This window comes from Mycobacterium sp. 1164985.4 (assembly GCF_001668575.1).
Taxonomy (GTDB): Bacteria; Actinomycetota; Actinomycetes; order Mycobacteriales; family Mycobacteriaceae; genus Mycobacterium.
Genome location: NZ_LZMD01000061.1, coordinates 154,660 through 171,686 on the forward strand (window position 1 = coordinate 154,660; position 17,027 = coordinate 171,686).

General features: G+C 67.7%; 14 protein-coding genes and 1 pseudogene. 2 read left to right on the plus strand and 13 right to left on the minus strand.

What is annotated here, in order from left to right; translation table 11 throughout:
* Positions 1-4 precede the first annotated feature (4 nt).
* The 6 genes from A5650_RS11920 to A5650_RS11945 all read right to left on the minus strand — a co-directional run bounded on the left by A5650_RS11920 (position 5) and on the right by A5650_RS11945 (position 10,209).
* Positions 5-1,432, minus strand: coding sequence for a nitrate/nitrite transporter (locus A5650_RS11920; RefSeq protein ID WP_067290934.1), 1,428 nt, complete (start codon positions 1,430-1,432; stop codon positions 5-7).
* 141 nt (positions 1,433-1,573) lie between these two features.
* Entirely contained in the window at positions 1,574-2,986 is a 1,413-nt protein-coding gene (locus tag A5650_RS11925; RefSeq protein ID WP_067290937.1) for an HNH endonuclease signature motif containing protein, read from the minus strand.
* 42 nt (positions 2,987-3,028) lie between these two features.
* Positions 3,029-3,775 (minus strand): alpha/beta fold hydrolase, encoded by a 747-nt coding sequence (locus A5650_RS11930; protein WP_067290939.1) that lies wholly within the window; start codon positions 3,773-3,775, stop codon positions 3,029-3,031.
* A 9-nt stretch (positions 3,776-3,784) separates the two neighbouring features.
* On the minus strand, positions 3,785-7,054 hold the full coding sequence (locus A5650_RS11935) for a helix-turn-helix transcriptional regulator (protein WP_231992599.1): 3,270 nt from the start codon (positions 7,052-7,054) through the stop codon (positions 3,785-3,787).
* 72 nt (positions 7,055-7,126) lie between these two features.
* Positions 7,127-8,668, minus strand: coding sequence for a phospholipase D family protein (locus tag A5650_RS11940; protein WP_067290943.1), 1,542 nt, complete (start codon positions 8,666-8,668; stop codon positions 7,127-7,129).
* Positions 8,665-10,209 carry a phospholipase D family protein gene (locus A5650_RS11945; protein ID WP_067290945.1) on the minus strand — a complete coding sequence of 515 codons (1,545 nt, stop codon included), beginning with the start codon at positions 10,207-10,209 and terminating at the stop codon, positions 8,665-8,667. Before A5650_RS11945 ends, A5650_RS11940 begins: the two co-directional genes overlap by 4 nt.
* Positions 10,210-10,217: 8 nt before the next feature.
* Between A5650_RS11945 and A5650_RS26420 the strand changes: the two are divergent.
* Positions 10,218-10,958 (plus strand): annotated as a pseudogene (locus A5650_RS26420) (type 1 glutamine amidotransferase); the annotation flags it as partial.
* Positions 10,959-10,962: 4 nt separating this feature from the next.
* Here the strand turns inward: A5650_RS26420 and A5650_RS11955 are convergent.
* Positions 10,963-12,312 carry a TIGR01777 family oxidoreductase gene (locus A5650_RS11955; RefSeq protein WP_067290956.1) on the minus strand — a complete coding sequence of 450 codons (1,350 nt, stop codon included), beginning with the start codon at positions 12,310-12,312 and terminating at the stop codon, positions 10,963-10,965.
* A 95-nt stretch (positions 12,313-12,407) separates the two neighbouring features.
* Here A5650_RS11955 and A5650_RS11960 point away from each other — a divergent pair, with 95 nt between their 5' ends.
* Complete coding sequence (locus A5650_RS11960) at positions 12,408-13,100, plus strand: phosphoribosyltransferase (protein ID WP_067290959.1); 693 nt, start codon at positions 12,408-12,410, stop codon at positions 13,098-13,100.
* Here the strand turns inward: A5650_RS11960 and A5650_RS11965 are convergent.
* The 6 genes from A5650_RS11965 to pgeF all read right to left on the minus strand — a co-directional run bounded on the left by A5650_RS11965 (position 13,097) and on the right by pgeF (position 17,022).
* The gene (locus tag A5650_RS11965) at positions 13,097-13,417 is read right to left on the minus strand and encodes a hypothetical protein (RefSeq protein ID WP_067290962.1); all 321 of its coding nucleotides are present in this window, start codon (positions 13,415-13,417) and stop codon (positions 13,097-13,099) included. The genes A5650_RS11960 and A5650_RS11965 overlap by 4 nt on opposite strands.
* A 25-nt stretch (positions 13,418-13,442) precedes the next feature.
* Positions 13,443-14,252 (minus strand): DivIVA-like cell division protein Wag31, encoded by an 810-nt coding sequence (gene wag31 / locus A5650_RS11970; protein WP_067290966.1) that lies wholly within the window; start codon positions 14,250-14,252, stop codon positions 13,443-13,445.
* Positions 14,253-14,457: 205 nt separating this feature from the next.
* Positions 14,458-14,748 (minus strand): YggT family protein, encoded by a 291-nt coding sequence (locus A5650_RS11975; RefSeq protein WP_067089743.1) that lies wholly within the window; start codon positions 14,746-14,748, stop codon positions 14,458-14,460.
* Positions 14,749-14,868: 120 nt separating this feature from the next.
* Complete coding sequence (locus A5650_RS11980; RefSeq protein ID WP_067089739.1) at positions 14,869-15,501, minus strand: cell division protein SepF; 633 nt, start codon at positions 15,499-15,501, stop codon at positions 14,869-14,871.
* Between the two features lie 13 nt (positions 15,502-15,514).
* The gene (locus tag A5650_RS11985; RefSeq protein ID WP_067291021.1) at positions 15,515-16,306 is read right to left on the minus strand and encodes a YggS family pyridoxal phosphate-dependent enzyme; all 792 of its coding nucleotides are present in this window, start codon (positions 16,304-16,306) and stop codon (positions 15,515-15,517) included.
* A gap of 8 nt (positions 16,307-16,314) precedes the next feature.
* Positions 16,315-17,022: a peptidoglycan editing factor PgeF gene (pgeF, locus tag A5650_RS11990; RefSeq protein ID WP_067290969.1), complete on the minus strand. Its 708-nt coding sequence runs from the start codon at positions 17,020-17,022 to the stop codon at positions 16,315-16,317.
* Between the last annotated feature and the right edge of the window lie 5 nt (positions 17,023-17,027).

The window sequence follows — 17,027 nt, forward strand, 5'->3', positions numbered from 1 at the left end:
GGCGTCAGGCGGGCACCGGTGCGGCGGCGCGGCCGATCTGTTCGCCGGCACCGGCCCGCGAGGTCTTCATGCGCAGGAACACAACCCAGGTGACGATCGCGCAGATCACGTAGAAGCCGAGGAACACCCAGAACGCGTTGGTGGCGGACTTGGCGTCACTGACGTACGACGCGCGCAGCACGACGTTGATGAAGACGCCGCCGAGGGCGCCGGTAGCGCCGGCGAAGCCGATCAACGCGCCGGACATGCTGCGCGACCATGCGGCCTTGTCCTCGCGGCTCCAGCCGTCGCGGCCCTGGGCCTTGGCCTCGAAGATCGACGGGATCATCTTGTACGTCGAACCGTTGCCGATGCCCGAGAGGATGAACAGCAAGATGAAGCCGGTGACATAGGCGGCCATCTGCCCACCGGTGGCCGCGCCCGCCATACCGTCGTCGAGAACGCCTGCTGCGACCAGGATCCCGGCTGCGAAGATCATCGCGACGAAGGTGTAGAGCGTGATCCTCCCGCCCCCGATCCGGTCGGCCAGCTTGCCGCCGAACGGCCGCGAGATTGAGCCGAGCAACGGGCCGATGAAGGCGATCTGGGCGGCGTGCAGAGAGGCCTGCGCCGGGGTGTCGCCGCCTGCGAGGAAGTTGATCTGCAGCACCTGGCCGAAGGCGAACGAAAACCCGATGAACGAACCGAACGTGCCGATGTAGAGAAAGCTCATAACCCAGGAGTGCTTGAACCGCAACGCTTCTGCCATCGCGCCGAGATTGGATCGCTGGTTGCCGAGGTTGTCCATGAACAGCGCAGCCCCCAGCGCGGCCAACGCGACAAGGACGAGATAGATGGCGCAGACGATTTCGGGGGCGGTGTTGCTCACGGTGGCGATCACCAGGAGTCCGACCAGTTGGATCACCGGCACGCCGATGTTACCGCCGCCGGCGTTCAGCCCGAGCGCAAAGCCCTTGAGCCGTTGCGGGTAGAACGCGTTGATGTTGGTCATCGACGACGCGAAGTTGCCGCCGCCCACGCCGGACACTGCGGCCACGATCATGAACGTGGTGTAGGACGTGCCGGGGTTGCTCATCGCCCACAGTGTGAGCACGGTCGGGATCAACAGCAGCAGGGCGCTGACGATGGTCCAGTTGCGCCCGCCGAACCGCGCCGGGGCGATCGTGTACGGGATACGCAAGATCGCTCCGATGAGCGTGGGGATCGCGACCAGGTAGAACTTGCCCGCAGGGTCGATGCCGTAGACGTCCTGTGGCATGAACAGCACCATCACCGACCAGATCGACCACACCGAGAATCCGACGTGCTCGGCGAAGATCGACCAGATCAGGTTCCGCTTGGCGATGTCCTTACCGCCAGATTCCCACGCCTCGACGTCTTCGGCGTCCCAGTGTTCGATCGTGCGGCTGCGGCTCAAAGTCTTCACGGGCATCACGATGGCGGGCGGCCATTCCGTGGCCGTTGCACATCCATGACCGAAAGGTCAACACCCGCTCACATGGCTCGCGCGACCCATTCCAATCGCCTGAAACGTGCCCGAAACAAATGTGGCGTGGGTTACTCCGGCAAGTGATCAGAACGGTGCGCCAGCCGCTAGCCGATTTCTCGCGCGTTCGGCCTTGATTCGCGCGGCGTAATCGGCGGCACGGCTACGCCGTCGCAGTGGCATCATCACCCCGCGGTCGCGAGCCATCGGCGGCAAGCTCGCCGGCGGAGGAAGGTCAGCGGTCGTCGTATCCCAGGTCGGAAAGAAGATTCTGCTACCGGGTTGGGTGGTGTACTTCCTCCCGCTCGGCGAGGTCCAGACCACCGTACCGTCGGACAGTTGGACGTCGTCCCATCCACCAAACGTCTTCATCAGATGGTGTTTTCGGCACAGACACTTGAGATTCGACGCATGCGTGGTCCCGAATGGATACGGGATGGTGTGGTCGATGTCGCCACCGTCGGCTGGCACGTTGCAACCAGGGGCCCGGCAGTGCAGATCTCGCATGAGTACGAACCGAGCCAACTCGGCCGACGGCCGGTACTGCGACTCAGGCTTGTCGCTGGGTAATGTGATCGGACGAATCTTCGCGCCACCTCGGATCAGTTGCGACAGCAGTGATGCCGGCACGACGTCCTCGCCGACGATGAGCGCTGCGGGCGGCTTCGTCCTGGACTCGGCGGCTGTCGGCTGCTGCAATGCCACATCGACAGCCGACCGCTCTGCGAGTACATGGATGACGACGTTCGACGATCGCGACGCGTCAGCCGACGGACAGGTGTCGGATCCGCAGGCGCACGCGAGGCGGTCACTGCCCGCGAGAATTGCGCCGACCGCGTCCGATCGGCGCTCTCCAGCGGTTCGCGGATCGTCATCGCACAGGGTCTGCACCATTTCCGCGATGCGACGTTTGAGAACAGCACCGTCCGTGGCCAGCAGACGTCCCCACACCGACGTGGTTCCTGCCGGATCGTCGATGTCCCCGACCGAGAAGTCTCTGCTGCGCGTAGTTGATTCGCTTCGGCGCAACCCGTCCGGATCGTACCGCTCGACCCACGCATCGATTGCGCGCTCGAGCTTGTAATCGGACAGCCGACCCCACCTTGAAGCGCCTTCCGCTAAGGCGGCGTCGATCAAAGCCAGCGCCTCGGCGTCGTCAACGAACTGTGTGCGCCACGTAAGCGCCGAAGCCACGCGGGAATTGATGGCGCCCTGCAGGTACAGCGCCGCGACGCGTGGAAGTCGGTCCCGAAGTGCGATCGCTATGCGCATCTGTGCCGAGGCCCGCTTGTGGCCGACGGTCATAGCGGCCGCGACTTCGGCGGCGGCCGCGTCCCAACCGTCGAATGCCGATCGGTCCTCGTCGTCGACTCTGCGGCGGGCGAGTTCGGCGATCGCGGCGAGCCGACGGGCGCCCGCCCTTGCCTCGGCCCGCGTGCTCTCCTCGATCGCAGCCACGACAGCGGAATCATCCGCGGTCGCAAATTCGGAGTCGAACATACATTCGACTATGCCACGAGGGTGTGACATTGATTCCATCCGTCAGTCGACGGTCTCCCAGAAACTCGTGAGCGCCTCGGACCCGCGCGCGGGATCCTGCACCATCCACCAGTGCCCCAACCCTTCGAGCACTTCCGTTCGCGCGCCGGCCCGCTGCGCCGCACGCCGGCGCATCTCGTCGCTCCCCACGTACGGGTCCTCGGTGGCCAGGATCGACAGGCCCGGCCGGGAGGCGGCCGCATCCAGTCCACGCGCGGCCTCGGCGATCGCCGGCTGCGCGGCCGAGCGGTACAGCGCGAGGATCGCGCGCCCCATCTCGGGCCCCTGCGCCTCGGCCAGCGATGTGGCGATGTCGGCTGGCAGGCCCAGCTCGGCCATCTGCGCTGCCCGGTCGTCGACGGTGCCGCCCATCATGGTCTCGTTGAGTTCCTCGCCCGCTCCCGGCGTCTGCCACACCTGGGCCAGGTCGTGCCAAACGTAGTCGGGATCGAACAGCCCGACGACGTCGCTCGTCCATGTGCGCAGCAAGTCGGGCCGGTGCATCGCCACGTTGACGACGTGGCCGCCGCCCCAGTCGTGTCCGACGAGGTCGACCGGCTCGTCGAAGCGCTCCAGTTCGCGCTCGAGCCAGTCGCGGTAGTCGAGATACGTAGCCGCAAAGTCGTCGGATAGCGGTGCACCGAACCCGGGCGGAGAGAGCCGCACCACGTCCTCGCGGCCGAGCGCGTCGACCAAGGGACCCCAGATCGCATCCGTCTCCGGATTGCCATGCACCAGAACGACTGTCATACCGCGATCCTAGGCGTGCCGCGCAGCTTCCTGTGCCAGCTGCACGCGCGATGTCAGTCCCAGCTTGGTGTAGACATGGGTCAAATGCGTCTGCACCGTCCGGTGCGACACGAAGAGCCTTGCTGCGATGTCCTTGTTGCCGAGTCCCTCGGCGACCAACCGGACCACGCCGAGCTCGGTCGGCGTCAAGGAAGCCCAGCCGCTCGACGGTCGCTTGCGCTCACCGCGTCCACGCTGCGCGTACGCGACGGCCTCCTCGATCGACAGCGCGGTCCCTTCGTCCCACAACGCCTCGAATTCCTTCTCGCCGAGGGACTCCCTGAGCAGCGACACCGTTGCCGCGTACGTCGCGTCGTGCACTCGGAGCCGCACCAGCCCCATGCGTTTGCGCATGGCGTCGGCGGCGCCAAGGAAACGCGCCGCGTTGCGCTGATCACCGGCCGCACAGGTCAACTCGCCCAGCACCTCGAACGCGTCAGGCGCGATCTGATAGGACCGATGACCGGCCATGGTGTCCAGCGCCCGGCGCATGTCTTCATCCGCCTGACCGAGATCATTCTGCGCCAAGGCGATGCGAGAGCGATTCACCAGGGCCCGTGCCAGGTGCCACCCCTGCATCACCGACACGTCGGTGTCGGCGTACTCTCTGGCGGCCCGCAGATCACCTCTGGCGAGCTCGAGCTCCGCCGACGGGATGACGTTCGTGATCGCCGTCTCGGGCTGGGCGTTGATGCGCTGCCACGCCCAATCGCACGCGTCGGCAGCCGCTTTCACGTCTCCCTCTGCGAGGATGGCGAAGGCCAGCGGAGCGTACGCCCACGGCTCGAGGAACGGGCCGAGCGTGGTCGCGGCTTCGATGGCTGCCTCGGCGTAGCTTCGCCCCGCGGCGGGATCGCCAAGCCAGACATACGCATGCGCGAGACCGACGCGCGCGAGGTAGCCGTGGATGACGTCCCCGGATGCATCCGCCTCCGCGGCAAGCGCATGCAGGAGGGCAGTGCCCTCTTTCAGGTCACCTATCTGATAAACGGCCATCGCCGGGCCCCAGTACCGATTCATCCGCGACATGAACACGTCGCCGATGGCATCGGCCAGCGACTGTCCCTCCTCGCCGGCCGCACGTGCCGGCACAGGATCTCCGAGCAGGATGGCGATGAACGCCTTCCAGCCGAGGACCTGACAGAGCCGCCACCGGTCGTCCAATCGCCGTGCCAAATCGAGAGCTTCGTCGATGTACGGGTACGCCGACTGGGCATCGAATGCGGCCGCCCCCACACACGACGTCAGCACCCGAAGCAACAACGCGGGGTCGTCGAGCTCCCTGGCCGTGGCCAGGGCCTGCTCGAGACCCTCCGTGACGCCGACCGTCACCGCCCATGCGTGGAGCACCGCCTGGTCGGCCACCGCACTGACCTGTGCCACGACATCGGACGCCCCTTCGAGCGCCGGATCGTCCAGGGCGGCGTTGAACCAGGACAGGCCCTCTTGTACCCGCCCGCGCATGAGCCACAGCGGTTGCAACGAACTCGCGAACCGCAGTGCCACGTCGACATCCTGCCGCTCGAGACTCCAGGCGAACGCGGCACGGAGATTGTCGATCTCGATCTCCGCCTGCGTGACGAGGCGTTCGTACTCGGCGAGCCCCGGCGTCGCCAGTCGCGTGATCGAGGTGTAATGATCCCGGTGCCGACCCCGCACGATGTCGGCTTCGCCGGACTCACCGAGTTTGTCCAGCGCATACTGGCGGACCGTTTCCAGCAACCGGTATCTCACTCGCCCACTGGATGATTCGGCCAACACCAACGACTTGTCCACCAGAAGCATCAGCAGGTCGAGCACCTGGAAGCGCTCGACCTCTCCCCCCGTGGCCACCGCCTGCGCGGCCTCGAGATCGAAGTCCCCGGCGAACGCCGCCAACCGGCGGAAGACGACCCGCTCGGGCTCGGTCAGCATCTGATGCGACCAATCCACGGACGCCTTGAGAGTCTGCTGGCGGCGCACCGCTTTTCGCGATCCGCCTGTCAACAGGCGGAACCTGTCGTGCAGGCCGTCGAGGATCTCGCGCACGGACAGGGCGCGGACCCGGGCGGCGGCCAGCTCGATCGCCAACGGCATACCGTCCAGGCGACTGCAGATCTCTCCGATGACCGCCAGTTCCTCTTCCGCGGGCGTGAAATCGGACTGAACGTGGCGAGCACGGTCGACGAACAACTCGACGGCCTCGTCGTCGATCGCCAGCGAGGCCACCCGCCAGACGAGCTCACCCTCGACGCCGATCGGTTCGCGACTGGTGGCCAGCAGCCGCAGCGCCGGACAGCGCTCCAGGAGAGTGGTGATCAGCTCGGCGCTGACCTCGAGCAGGTGTTCGCAGTTGTCGAGCACCGCGAGGCCCGCACGCGCGCCGACGAACTCGACGATGCTGTCCATCGTCGATCGACCCGGTTGGTCTGGTATCCCGAGCGCCCGCAGCACGGCGACCGGCACGAGATCCGGGTCGCTGATCGGCGCCAGGTCCACATACCAGACCGACGGCAGATCGGTACGGTCCGCGATCTGCACAGCCAGTCGCGTCTTGCCCACCCCACCCGCACCGGTCAGCGTCACCAACCGGTTACCGGTCAGGAGCTCACCGATCTCGCCGATCTGCTTGCGGCGTCCGATGAATCGCGTCAGCTGCGCGGGCAGATCGTGTCTCAACGCGGTCTCGGCCGTACGCAGGGGCGGGAAGTCATTGCGGATGTCCGGATGACACAGTTGCACGACGCGTTCGGGCCGGGGCAGGTCTCGCAGCGGATGTGAACCGAGGTCGCTCAGCCACGCACCCTCGGGCAGATAGTCGACGACCATGGATTCGGTCGCACCGGTGAGCACCGTCTGTCCACCGTGCGCCAGATCGCGTAGCCGCGCCGCGCGGTTGATGGTCGTCCCGATGTAGTTGCCCTCGTCGCGCAATTGGATCTCACCGGTGTGTACGCCGATGCGCAGCCGGATCGGGGCCAGCGGCGCCTGCTGCAGCGCCAGCGCGCACGCCACCGCATCGCTGGCCCGTGCGAAAGCCAGCACGAAACTGTCGCCCTCGCCCTGCTCGACGGGGCGGGCACCGTTGTTCATGACTACGAGATCGGCCAGCGTCGCGTCGAGTCGCCGAATCGCCGCGCGCATCTCCTCGGGCTGCGAATCCCATAACCGCGTCGATCCCTCGACGTCGGCCAGCAGTAAGGTCACCGTGCCGGTCGGCAGTCCGCTCACACCAAGTTCGCTCCACTCGAGTGCGTTCATGCTAGCCAGCATGCGACCCGGGTATCGGCAAAACATCAGCGCAAGCGCGTAGATTTCACGCGCGCAGCCCGCTCACAGCCGCCGTTTCAGCCGGTCGCGGTACGACCGCCCGTCGGGGTCGTAGATGAACCGGTACGCGGGCTCTGCCCACAACCGCGTCAACAACCCGAGTCTCTCGGCCTTGTTCGGACGCAGCCGACCCGGCGGTCGCGGTCCCCTACGACCGGAGGCGTACCAGTCCTCCAGCGCCTGTGCGGCCGCGATGATCTCGTCCACGGCGGTGGCCGGGTCGACCAGCCCGCCGTCCTCGCTTCCGTCGTCGGCACGGTCCAGGTGCTCACGCATCAGGCGCAACCGCAGGTCGCGGGCGAACTCACCCTCCTCGTCGAGCACCGCGCAGGACAGCTCGCTGTCGTGGGTCCATGACCGCCGGTTGAAGTTGTCGCTGCCCGAACAGGCCCACACGTCGTCGATCACGCACACCTTCGCGTGCACGTACACCGGTGTGCCCTGGTGGTTTTCGACATCGAAGACGTGCACGCGGTCCGGCGCGGCGCGGTGACACGTCTCGAGGGCCTGCCAGCGGCCGACCTGGTTGGGCGGCAGGGCGAGCCGGCCGTCGACGTCGGGATATCGCGGCACCACCGCGACCAGATGCAGCCCGGGGTTGTCCCGCAGCGCGGAGGCGAACAGATTGGCCACCCGCTTCGACCACAGGTACTGGTCCTCCAGGTAGATCAGCCGGCGGGCACGCGGCACCGCCTTGCTGTAGGCCCGTGCGATGCCGCGCTCGCCGGTCGGTGCGAAGTCGTAGGCGAAGTGGGCGTCCGGGTAGGTCCGCAACACCTGGACTCGGTGCGGGCCGCACGGCGGCGGATCCGGGGGTTGCTCAGGCAGCGGTTCGGCCGTCATGTCCGCGCCGCGGAGCTTGTCGCGCAGCCACGCCAAGGGATTCAGCATGTCCAGCGAGGCGGGATCGTTCCACCGCTCGCGGAATGTCATGTCCAGTGCGCCCACAACGGGCCCCTGCAGACGCAACTGCACGTCGTGCCAGGGCGGGTGCTCCCCGTAGCGGGCCGACATCTGCAGGGCCTGCGGGTCGCCCCGGTGTGAGGCGTCGTCACGGCGCGAGTGGCACAGGTCGATGCCACCGGCGAACGCCACGTCGCGTTCCGGCCGGCCGGGATGCCTGATCACGACGAGCTTCTGGTGGTGGGAACCGCCGATGCGCACCCGTTGGTCCAGCAGCACCTCTCCGCCGGCCTCCTCGATGCGCTCACCGAGATGGCGGTTCTCCTCCTCGCTGTAGGCCAGCTTGTCCAGATGTGACCGCCACACCAGCCCCTTGACGATCACACCGCGTTGTGCTGCGCGGCAGAACAATTCGCTTATCGTCGGACCGTCGTCGCGCAGCTTCTCGTCGGGGTCGCCACGCCAGTCGGTGAAGAACAGATGATCGCCCGGTTCGAGCGCCTCCACCTCGGTGGCGAGCTGGTCGAAATAGGTTGAGCCGTGCACGAGCGGTTCGACACGATTGCCGTCGCACCACGCCGGGAGGTCCGATGCGGGGTTACCGCGCTCCTCGGCGGTGAGGAACCACTCCTCGGCGTTCACGGCCGACGCCTCAGCAGCCGGTCCCGGTACGAGCGACCGTCCGGGTCGAAGATCATCCGATAGGCGGGTTCGGCCCATAACCGCGTCAGGGGATCCACTCGCTCTGCCTCGTGGGGCCGCAACCGGCCGGGTGGCCGCGGCCCGCGGCGGCCCGATTGGTGCCACTCCTCCAAAGACCGTGCGCTTTCCACGATCTCGTCGACGGCGGTGACGGGGTCGATCAGGCCCTGGTCCTCGCTGCCGTCGTCGGCCCGGTCGAGGTGCTCGCGCAGCAACCGGAGCCGAAGGTCACGCGCGAACGTGTCGTCGGCGTCGAGCACCGCGCACGACAGTTCGCTGTCGTGGGTCCACGACCGCCGATTGAAGTTGTCGCTGCCGATGCACGCCCAGGTGTCGTCGATGACGCACACCTTCGAGTGTACGTAAACCGGTGTGCCCTCGTGGTTTTCGACATCGAAGACGTGCACGCGGTCCGGTGCGGCACGTCGGCACGCATCGAGCGCCAGCTGACGACCCACCAGTGTCGGCGGGCGGCCAAGACCACCCTCGAGGTCGAAATAGCGCGGCACCACGGCCACCAGATGCAGTTCGGGGTTCTCGGTCAGCGCACCGACGAGCAGGTTCGCCACCTCCTCGGACCACAGATACTGATCCTCGAGATAGATCAGGCGCCGGGCGCGCCGGATCGCCTTCGTGTAGCCACGCGCGATGCTGCGTTCCCCCTCCTTGGCGAACTCGTATTCGATCAACGCGTCACCGTAGGTGCGAAGCACCTGCACCGCGTGCGGCCCGCAGGACGGCGGATCCGGTGGCTGCTCCGGAAGCGGGCGCCGTCGCGAATCGCCACCGAATTTGTCTCGCAACCAGGCGAGTGGGTTGAACAGATCCAGCGGTGCCCGTGCGGTCCACCGTTCGCGGAAGGTGACGTCCAGCGCGCCGACGGCCGGACCGCGCACCTCGAGTTGCACGTCGTGCCACGGGGGGCGCTTCCCGTACCGGGCCGACATCTGCACGGCCTGCGGGTCGCCCCGGTGTGACGCGTCGTCGCGGCGGCTGTGGCACAGATCGATACCGCCGATGAACGCCACGTCACGCTCGGGTTCGTCGGGGTGGCGCAGCAGCACCAGCCGCTGATGGTGCGATCCGCCGACCAGCACCCGCTGGTCGAGCAACACCTCTCCCCCCGCGCGTTCGATGGTCTCGGCGAGGTGGCGGTTCTGCTCCTCGTTGAACTGCAAGCGATTCGGATACGACCGCCACATCAAACCCTTCACGAGCACGCCACGGTCGGCCGCCGCGCGGAACAGCTCGGCCACGGTCGGGCCCTCCTCGCGCAACCGCTCGTCGGCATCCCCGCGCCAGTCGGCGAAGAACAGGTGATCGCCGGAGCCGAGCTTCTCCACCTCCGTGACGAGCCGATCGAAGTAAGACGCGCCGTGAATCAAAGCCTCGGCCCGGTTGCCCTCGCTCCACGCCGGCAACTCCCAACTGGGGTTGCCGCGTTCACCGGCGGTGAGAAACCATTCGGCCAGAACAGACACCCCGTGGGATGCCCGCTGGGCGACCAATCTACGCGCGGAATAATGGCCGCGTGACGGCGAAAGTCCTGTTCCTCTACAACGAGCACCTCGCGACCGAGGCGCTGCTGGGCGAGGCTTTCGCCGACGCGGGCTTCGACGTGCAGACCTTCGAGGTCGTACCAGCCGACCGCGTGGACTCTCCGGCCGGCGACGTGATCTTCCCCGACCCGACGGCGTACGACGCGCTCGTGCCGCTCGGCGCGCGCTGGCCCGTCTACGACGACGCGTTGCGCAGCAGCTGGGTCGGCGAGGAGATGGCGATGATGCGCCGCGCCGCCGACGCAGGCGTCCCGATCCTCGGCATCTGCTTCGGCGGGCAGCTGCTGGCCCAGGCCTTCGGCGGGACGGTGACGCGATCGCCCTCACCCGAGATCGGTTGGTATGACGTCGAGTCCGCCGACCCCGAACTGGTGCCGGGCGGTCGCTGGTTCCAATGGCACTACGATCGCTGGACACTGCCACCGGGCGCCGTCGAACTGGCCCGCACCGCTGACGCGTCCCAGGCGTTCCTGCTCGGCCGCACGCTTGCGCTGCAGTTCCATCCCGAGGTCGACGGCAAACTGCTGGACATCTGGCTGGCCGACGACGATCACGGCGAGGTCGCCGCCTTCGGCCTTACCCATGACCAACTACGTTGCGCGACAGACGAATTCGCAGACGACGCGGCCGCCCGGGTACGCCGCCTCGTGCAGGGCTTCGTGGCCCGCGTTGTCCTCAGGCGTGTCCGAGTTCGTGAGCGAGCGCACCGTCGAGCGACGGATGGCGAAAGCGGTGTCCCACCGCCTGCAGCGCGGTGGGCAGAACACGTTGATTGGCTTCGGCGAGTTCGCGGGCGCCCTGCTCTCCGAGCAGTAGTCGGGGGCCGAACGACGGCACCGGTAAGACGGCGGGACGCCGCATCACCCGCGCCAGCGTCCTGGTGTAGTCGGCGTTGCGCACAGGATGGGGCGCCACGGCATTGATCGGACCGGTCAGCCGGGCGTCGTAGAGCGCGCGGTGATAGACGTCGAGCAGGTCGTCGAGCGCGATCCACGCCAGCCACTGCCGGCCGCTGCCCAACCGGCCGCCCAGTCCCGCCGCGAACAGCGGCCGCATCAGCCGCAAGGTGCCGCCGCGCGCGGATTGCACGATGCCCGTGCGGACGGTGACGACCCTCAGCCCCGCCTCGGCGGCCGGCGCCGTCGCCGCTTCCCAGTTCTGGACGACGTCGGCGAGGAAGCCGTCGCCGGGCACGCTCCCCTCGGTCAACACCGCGTCACCGCGGTCGAAACCGTAGAAGCCGACCGCCGACGCGCTGACGAACACCCGCGGTCCGTCTTCGGCACGCGCCGCCGCCTCGGCGAGACGGCGGGTCGGTTCGATGCGGCTGGTGCGGATCGCGTCCTTGTGCGCGTCGCTGAACCGTCCCGCGATGGACGCACCGGCCAGGTGTACGACCGCGTCCACCCCGGCAAGCAGCCCGGGTTCGGCTCGCGCGGGATCCCACTGTCGCTCGTCCGGCCCAGCAGCGGGCCGTCGCACCAACCGGATCACCCGGTGCCCGCCGGTGCTCAGGAAGGCCGTCAACGCGGATCCGACCAGCCCCGATGCCCCGCTGACCGCGACGGTGAGCGGCGCGAGCCCGGCGTCGGCGGCGTCGCGGTGGGCGGACAGATCGTCGGCGAGTTGGCGATGCCGGTAGGCGAACATCGGTCGCAACGCGGCCGCGGGCACCGGCGCCTCGACGCGGTCGTGCACTCGCGTGCCGCCGGGCACCGCCTCAAACGAGTGGGTGTGCGTCCACCGGCCGACCAGGCGCGGCGGCCAGGACGTCGGGCCGTCGGAGGACAGCACGTCGACGAAGCGGTGCGGCGGGTCGTAGCGCGCCGGATCGTGTCGGGCGATCCAACGCAGGCCGCCGGGCAGCCCGAGCACCGCCTTCCCGTCGGCCAGTGACTGCGCTTCGGTGACCACCGTCATCGGCTGCCACGGCGGGACGAGCCGCCGCATCGCGCCCGGCCGTGCGTGCCAGGCGAACACCTCGTCCAGCGGGTGCTCGACCACGCCCTCGTATTCGATCCCCATACCCCGATATTCGTCGCCGTCGCGCCGATGGATTGCGTCCGGGTGGGGTACCCACGGTCGTAGGCTGACAAGGTCTCGACATCGAATCGACTGTGATGACCGGATGGAGCGGGCTCGCCCGCCGAAACAGCAGGCGCGTGTATCAGGACCGCCGCGACGCCGGCGAGGTCTTGGCCCGTGAACTGTCGTCCTACCGCGGTCAGGATGTGGTGGTTCTCGGACTAGCGCGCGGCGGTGTGCCGGTCGCCGCGCAGGTGGCCCGCTCGCTGCACGCGCCGCTCGACGTGTTTCTGGTGCGCAAGCTCGGTGTGCCGCAGTGGGAGGAGCTGGCCATGGGGGCGCTGGCCAGCGGGGGCGGCGTCGTCATCAATGACAACCTGGTGCGCAGCCTCGACATCGGCGACGAGGCGATCGAGGCCGCGATCGCCCGCGAGACCGACGAGCTGAACCGCCGCGAGCGCGCGTACCGGGGCGACAGGCCGCCGCCCGATCTGACGGGCAGGACCGTGATCCTCGTCGACGACGGCATCGCCACGGGCGCCAGCATGCTCGCCGCGGTGCGTGCCGTGCGGGCCCAGAAGCCGGGCCGCGTCGTCGTCGCGGTGCCGGTCGGGCCGGCCTCGGCGTGCGGGGAACTGGCCAAGGAAGCCGACGACGTCGTCTGCGCGACCATGCCGCCGGGATTCGAGGCCGTCGGCCAGGTGTTCGCCGACTTTCATCAAGTCAGCGACGACGAAGTGCGCGAACTGCTCTCACCGGACGAATCCGGTTCTGCACCAAGGGATTAACGGCGGTCTTCGCCGGAGTCGGCTTGTTCGACGACCGTGGTCTCTTCGTCGGCGTCGGCGTACTCGGGTTGCTGCTCGGCGACGGTTTGGTCCTCGGGGTAGTCCTCGTAGTATTCCGGTTCGGCCTCGGTGTGCGCCTCGTCGGAGGTCTCGGCCTTGCGGCCCGACCGCTCCCGGACCGCATCAACGATCAGGAGCACGACACCGATCACGCTGGCCGCTATACAGACCCAGGCAATCAATTCATTGCTGGTGACGACCGCGGTCACCAGCGCCGCGAGGCCGATGACAGCGAGGACGAGCGCAACGATCAGCATTGATCAACCCTAGGTGACAGCCGGCTCAGTTGTTTCCCCGGTTGAACTGATTGAAGCCGCCGCCGTCGTTTCCGGCGCTCGAATCGACGGGCGCGGCCGAGCCGCGCTGGCCGAGCTCCTCGAGCTGAGACTCCAGGTAGGTCTTGAGGCGGGTGCGGTATTCACGCTCGAAGGTCCGCAGCTGCTCGAGGCGACCCTCCAGCACGGTGCGCTGCTGGTTGATCGTGCCCATGATCTCGGAGTGCTTGCGCTCGGCGTCGGCCTGCAGGGCGTCGGCCTTCTCCTGCGCCTGGCGCAGCTGCGCCTCGGAGCGGGTCTGCGCGTCGGCGAGCATCGCGTCGGCCCGCTGACGAGCGTCCGCGACCGTGGTCTCTGCGGTCTGCCGCGCCTCGCTCACCAGGGCGTCGGCCTGTGCGCGCGCATCGGCCAGCAGCTTCTCCGACTCAGCCTTGGCGGTGCTGGTCAACCGGTCCGCGGTGTCCTGGGCGAGGCTCAACACCTTGGCCGCCTTGAGCGCCTGGTCCTCGCTGGCCTGCGCGGACGGTGCCTCGTAAGCGGGCTGCGGCGTCGGCGCGGCGGCAGGCTCGGGGGCGGGCTGCTCGTAGACGGGCACGGCCTGGGTCGACTGTCCGGAGCCGCCGGAGCGGGCCGAGGCCAGTTCCTGGTCCAGTTCGGCGACGCGCTGCCGGAGATCGGCGTTCTCCTCGATGAGCCGCGTCAGCTCGTTCTCCACCAGATCGAGGAACGCGTCAACCTCGTCCTCGTTGTAGCCGCGCTTGCCGATGGGTGGCTTGCTGAACGCGACATTGTGAACGTCGGCGGGTGTGAGCGGCATTGTCGCCCCCTATGAAGTCTGGACAGTCAACCGGTCTCAAAGTGTAGAGCGTGGGTGGAACGTAACTGGCGTCCATCCTGTCACACCAGCCGCGGCCGTTGCAGAAGAGGATGAAATTAAGAGCGAATTTCAAACAAGGCCGCACGGGCGGCGACGATTTCTCCGCTCGAATTCCTGCGGGCAAACGCCGGCCGAGTGCGCGGTCTCAGGCGGCCGCGCCGAACGCCAGTTGCATGCCGATGAACGCGACCAGCAGCAGCACCATGATCGACAGATCGAAGCGCACCGCACCTATCGTGAGCTGGGGAATAAGCCGCCGGAGCAGTTTCACCGGCGGATCCGTCACCGTCATGATGATCTCCAGGATCACCACGGTCGCGCCCTTCGGATGCCAGTCCCGGGAGAACGACCGGATGAACTCGACCACGACCCGCGCGATCAACAGCAGCCAGAAGATGAACAGGGCGAAGCCCAGGATCTCGAAGAAGAGCGACAACGCCGACGGTCCTCACTACGGGCACAGATGTGACTTTTACTACAGGCTTGATACAGGCAATCGCGCTCTGAGGCTGCTCAAGCCCGAGCGCGACGCCAGCCTACCCGTCTGTGGCCCGACCTATTGATAGGAGTAGAAGCCCGCCTCGGCGATGCGGCGCCGCTCCTCGGCGGTGACGTCGATGTCCGCGGGCGACAGCAGGAAGACCTTGGTGGCGACCTTGTCGAACGAACCCCGCAGCGCGAAGGCCAGGCCCGCGGCGAAGTCGACGAGGCGCTTGGCGTCGGCGTTGTCCATCGAGACCAGGTCCATGATCACCGGGGTGCCGTCGCGGAACCGCTCACCGATCGTGCGGGCCTCGCTGTAATCCTTGGGCCGCAGCGTGGTGATCTTCGACAGCGGGCTGCCCGCCTCGAACAACTCGGCCATCCTGCGGGGGTCCATCGCGAGCGCGCCTCGGGTGGCGCCGCGCATCGGGGCGAACCGCGGCGCCGGCCGCTCGAACTCGCGCGGTGCGCGCAGCCGCGGCTCGAACCGGTCCTCGTAGCCGCGATAACCGCCAGGGGCGTCGTCGTAATCGCGGTCGTCGTAGCCACGGCCCGGGCCGTAACCATCGTCGTCGAAGCGATCGTCTCGACTACGGCGCGAATATCCACGGGAGGCGCCGCGCTCGTCGTCCTCGTAGTACTCGTCGTCGTAGTCATCCATCGGGGCCATACCGAAGTACGCCTTGACCTTGTGAAGTGTGCTCATCGCTCGACCCTTCTCATGCCCTGGACTCTGGTGTCTGTGATGAAGATGTGACTGGAGTGACTACTTCTGGTGACGGTAGAGGACGTTGTCCCAATAACGCGGTACCGACACGCACACATGTCGAGCCGTGTTTGACCGCCGCTTCCAGATCGTTCGACATCCCGGCCGACAGCTCCAGGCGCTGGCGGTAGCCGGCCTGGACCCTTCTGAGCTCGGCGTTGACCCGCGCGAACGCCGTGTCCGCGTCCTCGCCGAGCGGAGGGATCGCCATCAGCCCGGTGAACTCCAGCCCCGGAGCCTCGTGCGCGGCGGCGCACAACTCGTCGACGGATTCGGGCTTGTTGATGTCGACGCCGCCGCGGCTCTCGTCACCGTCGAAGCTCAGCTGGACGAAGACGCGCAGCGGTTCGGCGCGGCTGCCGTCCTCGAGCGCCGCGGACGCCGCTCCGCTCAACGCGTCGATCAATTTGCGGCTGTCGACCGAGTGCGCCGCATACGCCCATCCGGCAATGGAGCGCGCCTTATTGCGCTGAATGCGTCCGACCATGTGCCAGCGAATGGGACCGATATCCGGATTCGACGCGATTTCGCGGACTTTATTCGACGCTTCCTGTTCGCGTGACTCGCCAAAAGCCTCACACCCCAAACGGCGCAGAATAATGACATCGTCGGCGGGAAAGAATTTGGTCACAGGAAGTAATTCAATTTCGGCGATATCGCGTCCCGCGGCTTCGGCGGCCGCGGTGAGCCGCGCCCGCACGGCCGTCAGCGCTTCGGTCAGTTCGAGTTCGCGGGACGACGGCATGGCCTCGCTCACTCCATCCACACCAGTGAGGCCAGGCGCCCGGTCGGGGCGTCGCGGCGGTGGCTGAACAGGTTGCGGTCCTCGACCGTGCATCGCGGGTCGACATCGATGGCGGTGACGCCCAAACTCGTTAGCTGCGTGTGGATTCCGGCTCGCAAGTCGAGGGCGGGGGTGTTTTTCGCACTCGTCGTGCGGCTGCCGGGCAACGTGGTCTCGACCTCGGCGGCCATGGCTTCGGGGACCTCGTAATTGCGTCCGCTGACCGCGGGCCCGAGCAGCGCCGAGATGTCCTCGGGGTGCGCGCCGAGCGACAGCATCGCCTCCACCGTGCGGGCGACGACGCCCTTCTGGGCACCCACACGTCCGGCGTGCACGGCGGCCACCACTCCGGCGCGCGCGTCGCCCAATAAAACGGGAACGCAGTCGGCGGTAACCACCGCCAAAGCCAATCGCGGTGTCGCGGTGACCAATGCGTCAGTATTGTCGACGGGTCGGTCGGTGGCCTCGTCGATCACGACGACGTGATCGCTGTGCACCTGATTCATCCACACGATTCCGTCGTCGCCCAGACCGATGGCGCCGCTGAGCCGTTTTCGGTTGGCGGCCACCGCGGCCGGATCGTCGCCGACATGGTCGCCGAGATTGAAGGTGTCGAACGGCGGCGCGGAGACGCCGCCGGCCCGTGTCGTGGTCACGCGCCGTATGCGAACCGTCACGGTCG

Coding starts and splice junctions, on each gene's coding strand:
- A5650_RS11920 (WP_067290934.1), bottom strand. CDS start 1,432: ATGCCCGTGAAGACTTTGAGCCGCAGCCGCACGATCGAACACTGGGAC.
- A5650_RS11925 (WP_067290937.1), bottom strand. CDS start 2,986: ATGTTCGACTCCGAATTTGCGACCGCGGATGATTCCGCTGTCGTGGCT.
- A5650_RS11930 (WP_067290939.1), bottom strand. CDS start 3,775: ATGACAGTCGTTCTGGTGCATGGCAATCCGGAGACGGATGCGATCTGG.
- A5650_RS11935 (WP_231992599.1), bottom strand. CDS start 7,054: ATGAACGCACTCGAGTGGAGCGAACTTGGTGTGAGCGGACTGCCGACC.
- A5650_RS11955 (WP_067290956.1), bottom strand. CDS start 12,312: ATGGGGATCGAATACGAGGGCGTGGTCGAGCACCCGCTGGACGAGGTG.
- A5650_RS11960 (WP_067290959.1), top strand. CDS start 12,408: ATGACCGGATGGAGCGGGCTCGCCCGCCGAAACAGCAGGCGCGTGTAT.
- A5650_RS11965 (WP_067290962.1), bottom strand. CDS start 13,417: ATGCTGATCGTTGCGCTCGTCCTCGCTGTCATCGGCCTCGCGGCGCTG.
- wag31 (WP_067290966.1), bottom strand. CDS start 14,252: ATGCCGCTCACACCCGCCGACGTTCACAATGTCGCGTTCAGCAAGCCA.
- A5650_RS11980 (WP_067089739.1), bottom strand. CDS start 15,501: ATGAGCACACTTCACAAGGTCAAGGCGTACTTCGGTATGGCCCCGATG.
- A5650_RS11985 (WP_067291021.1), bottom strand. CDS start 16,306: ATGCCGTCGTCCCGCGAACTCGAACTGACCGAAGCGCTGACGGCCGTG.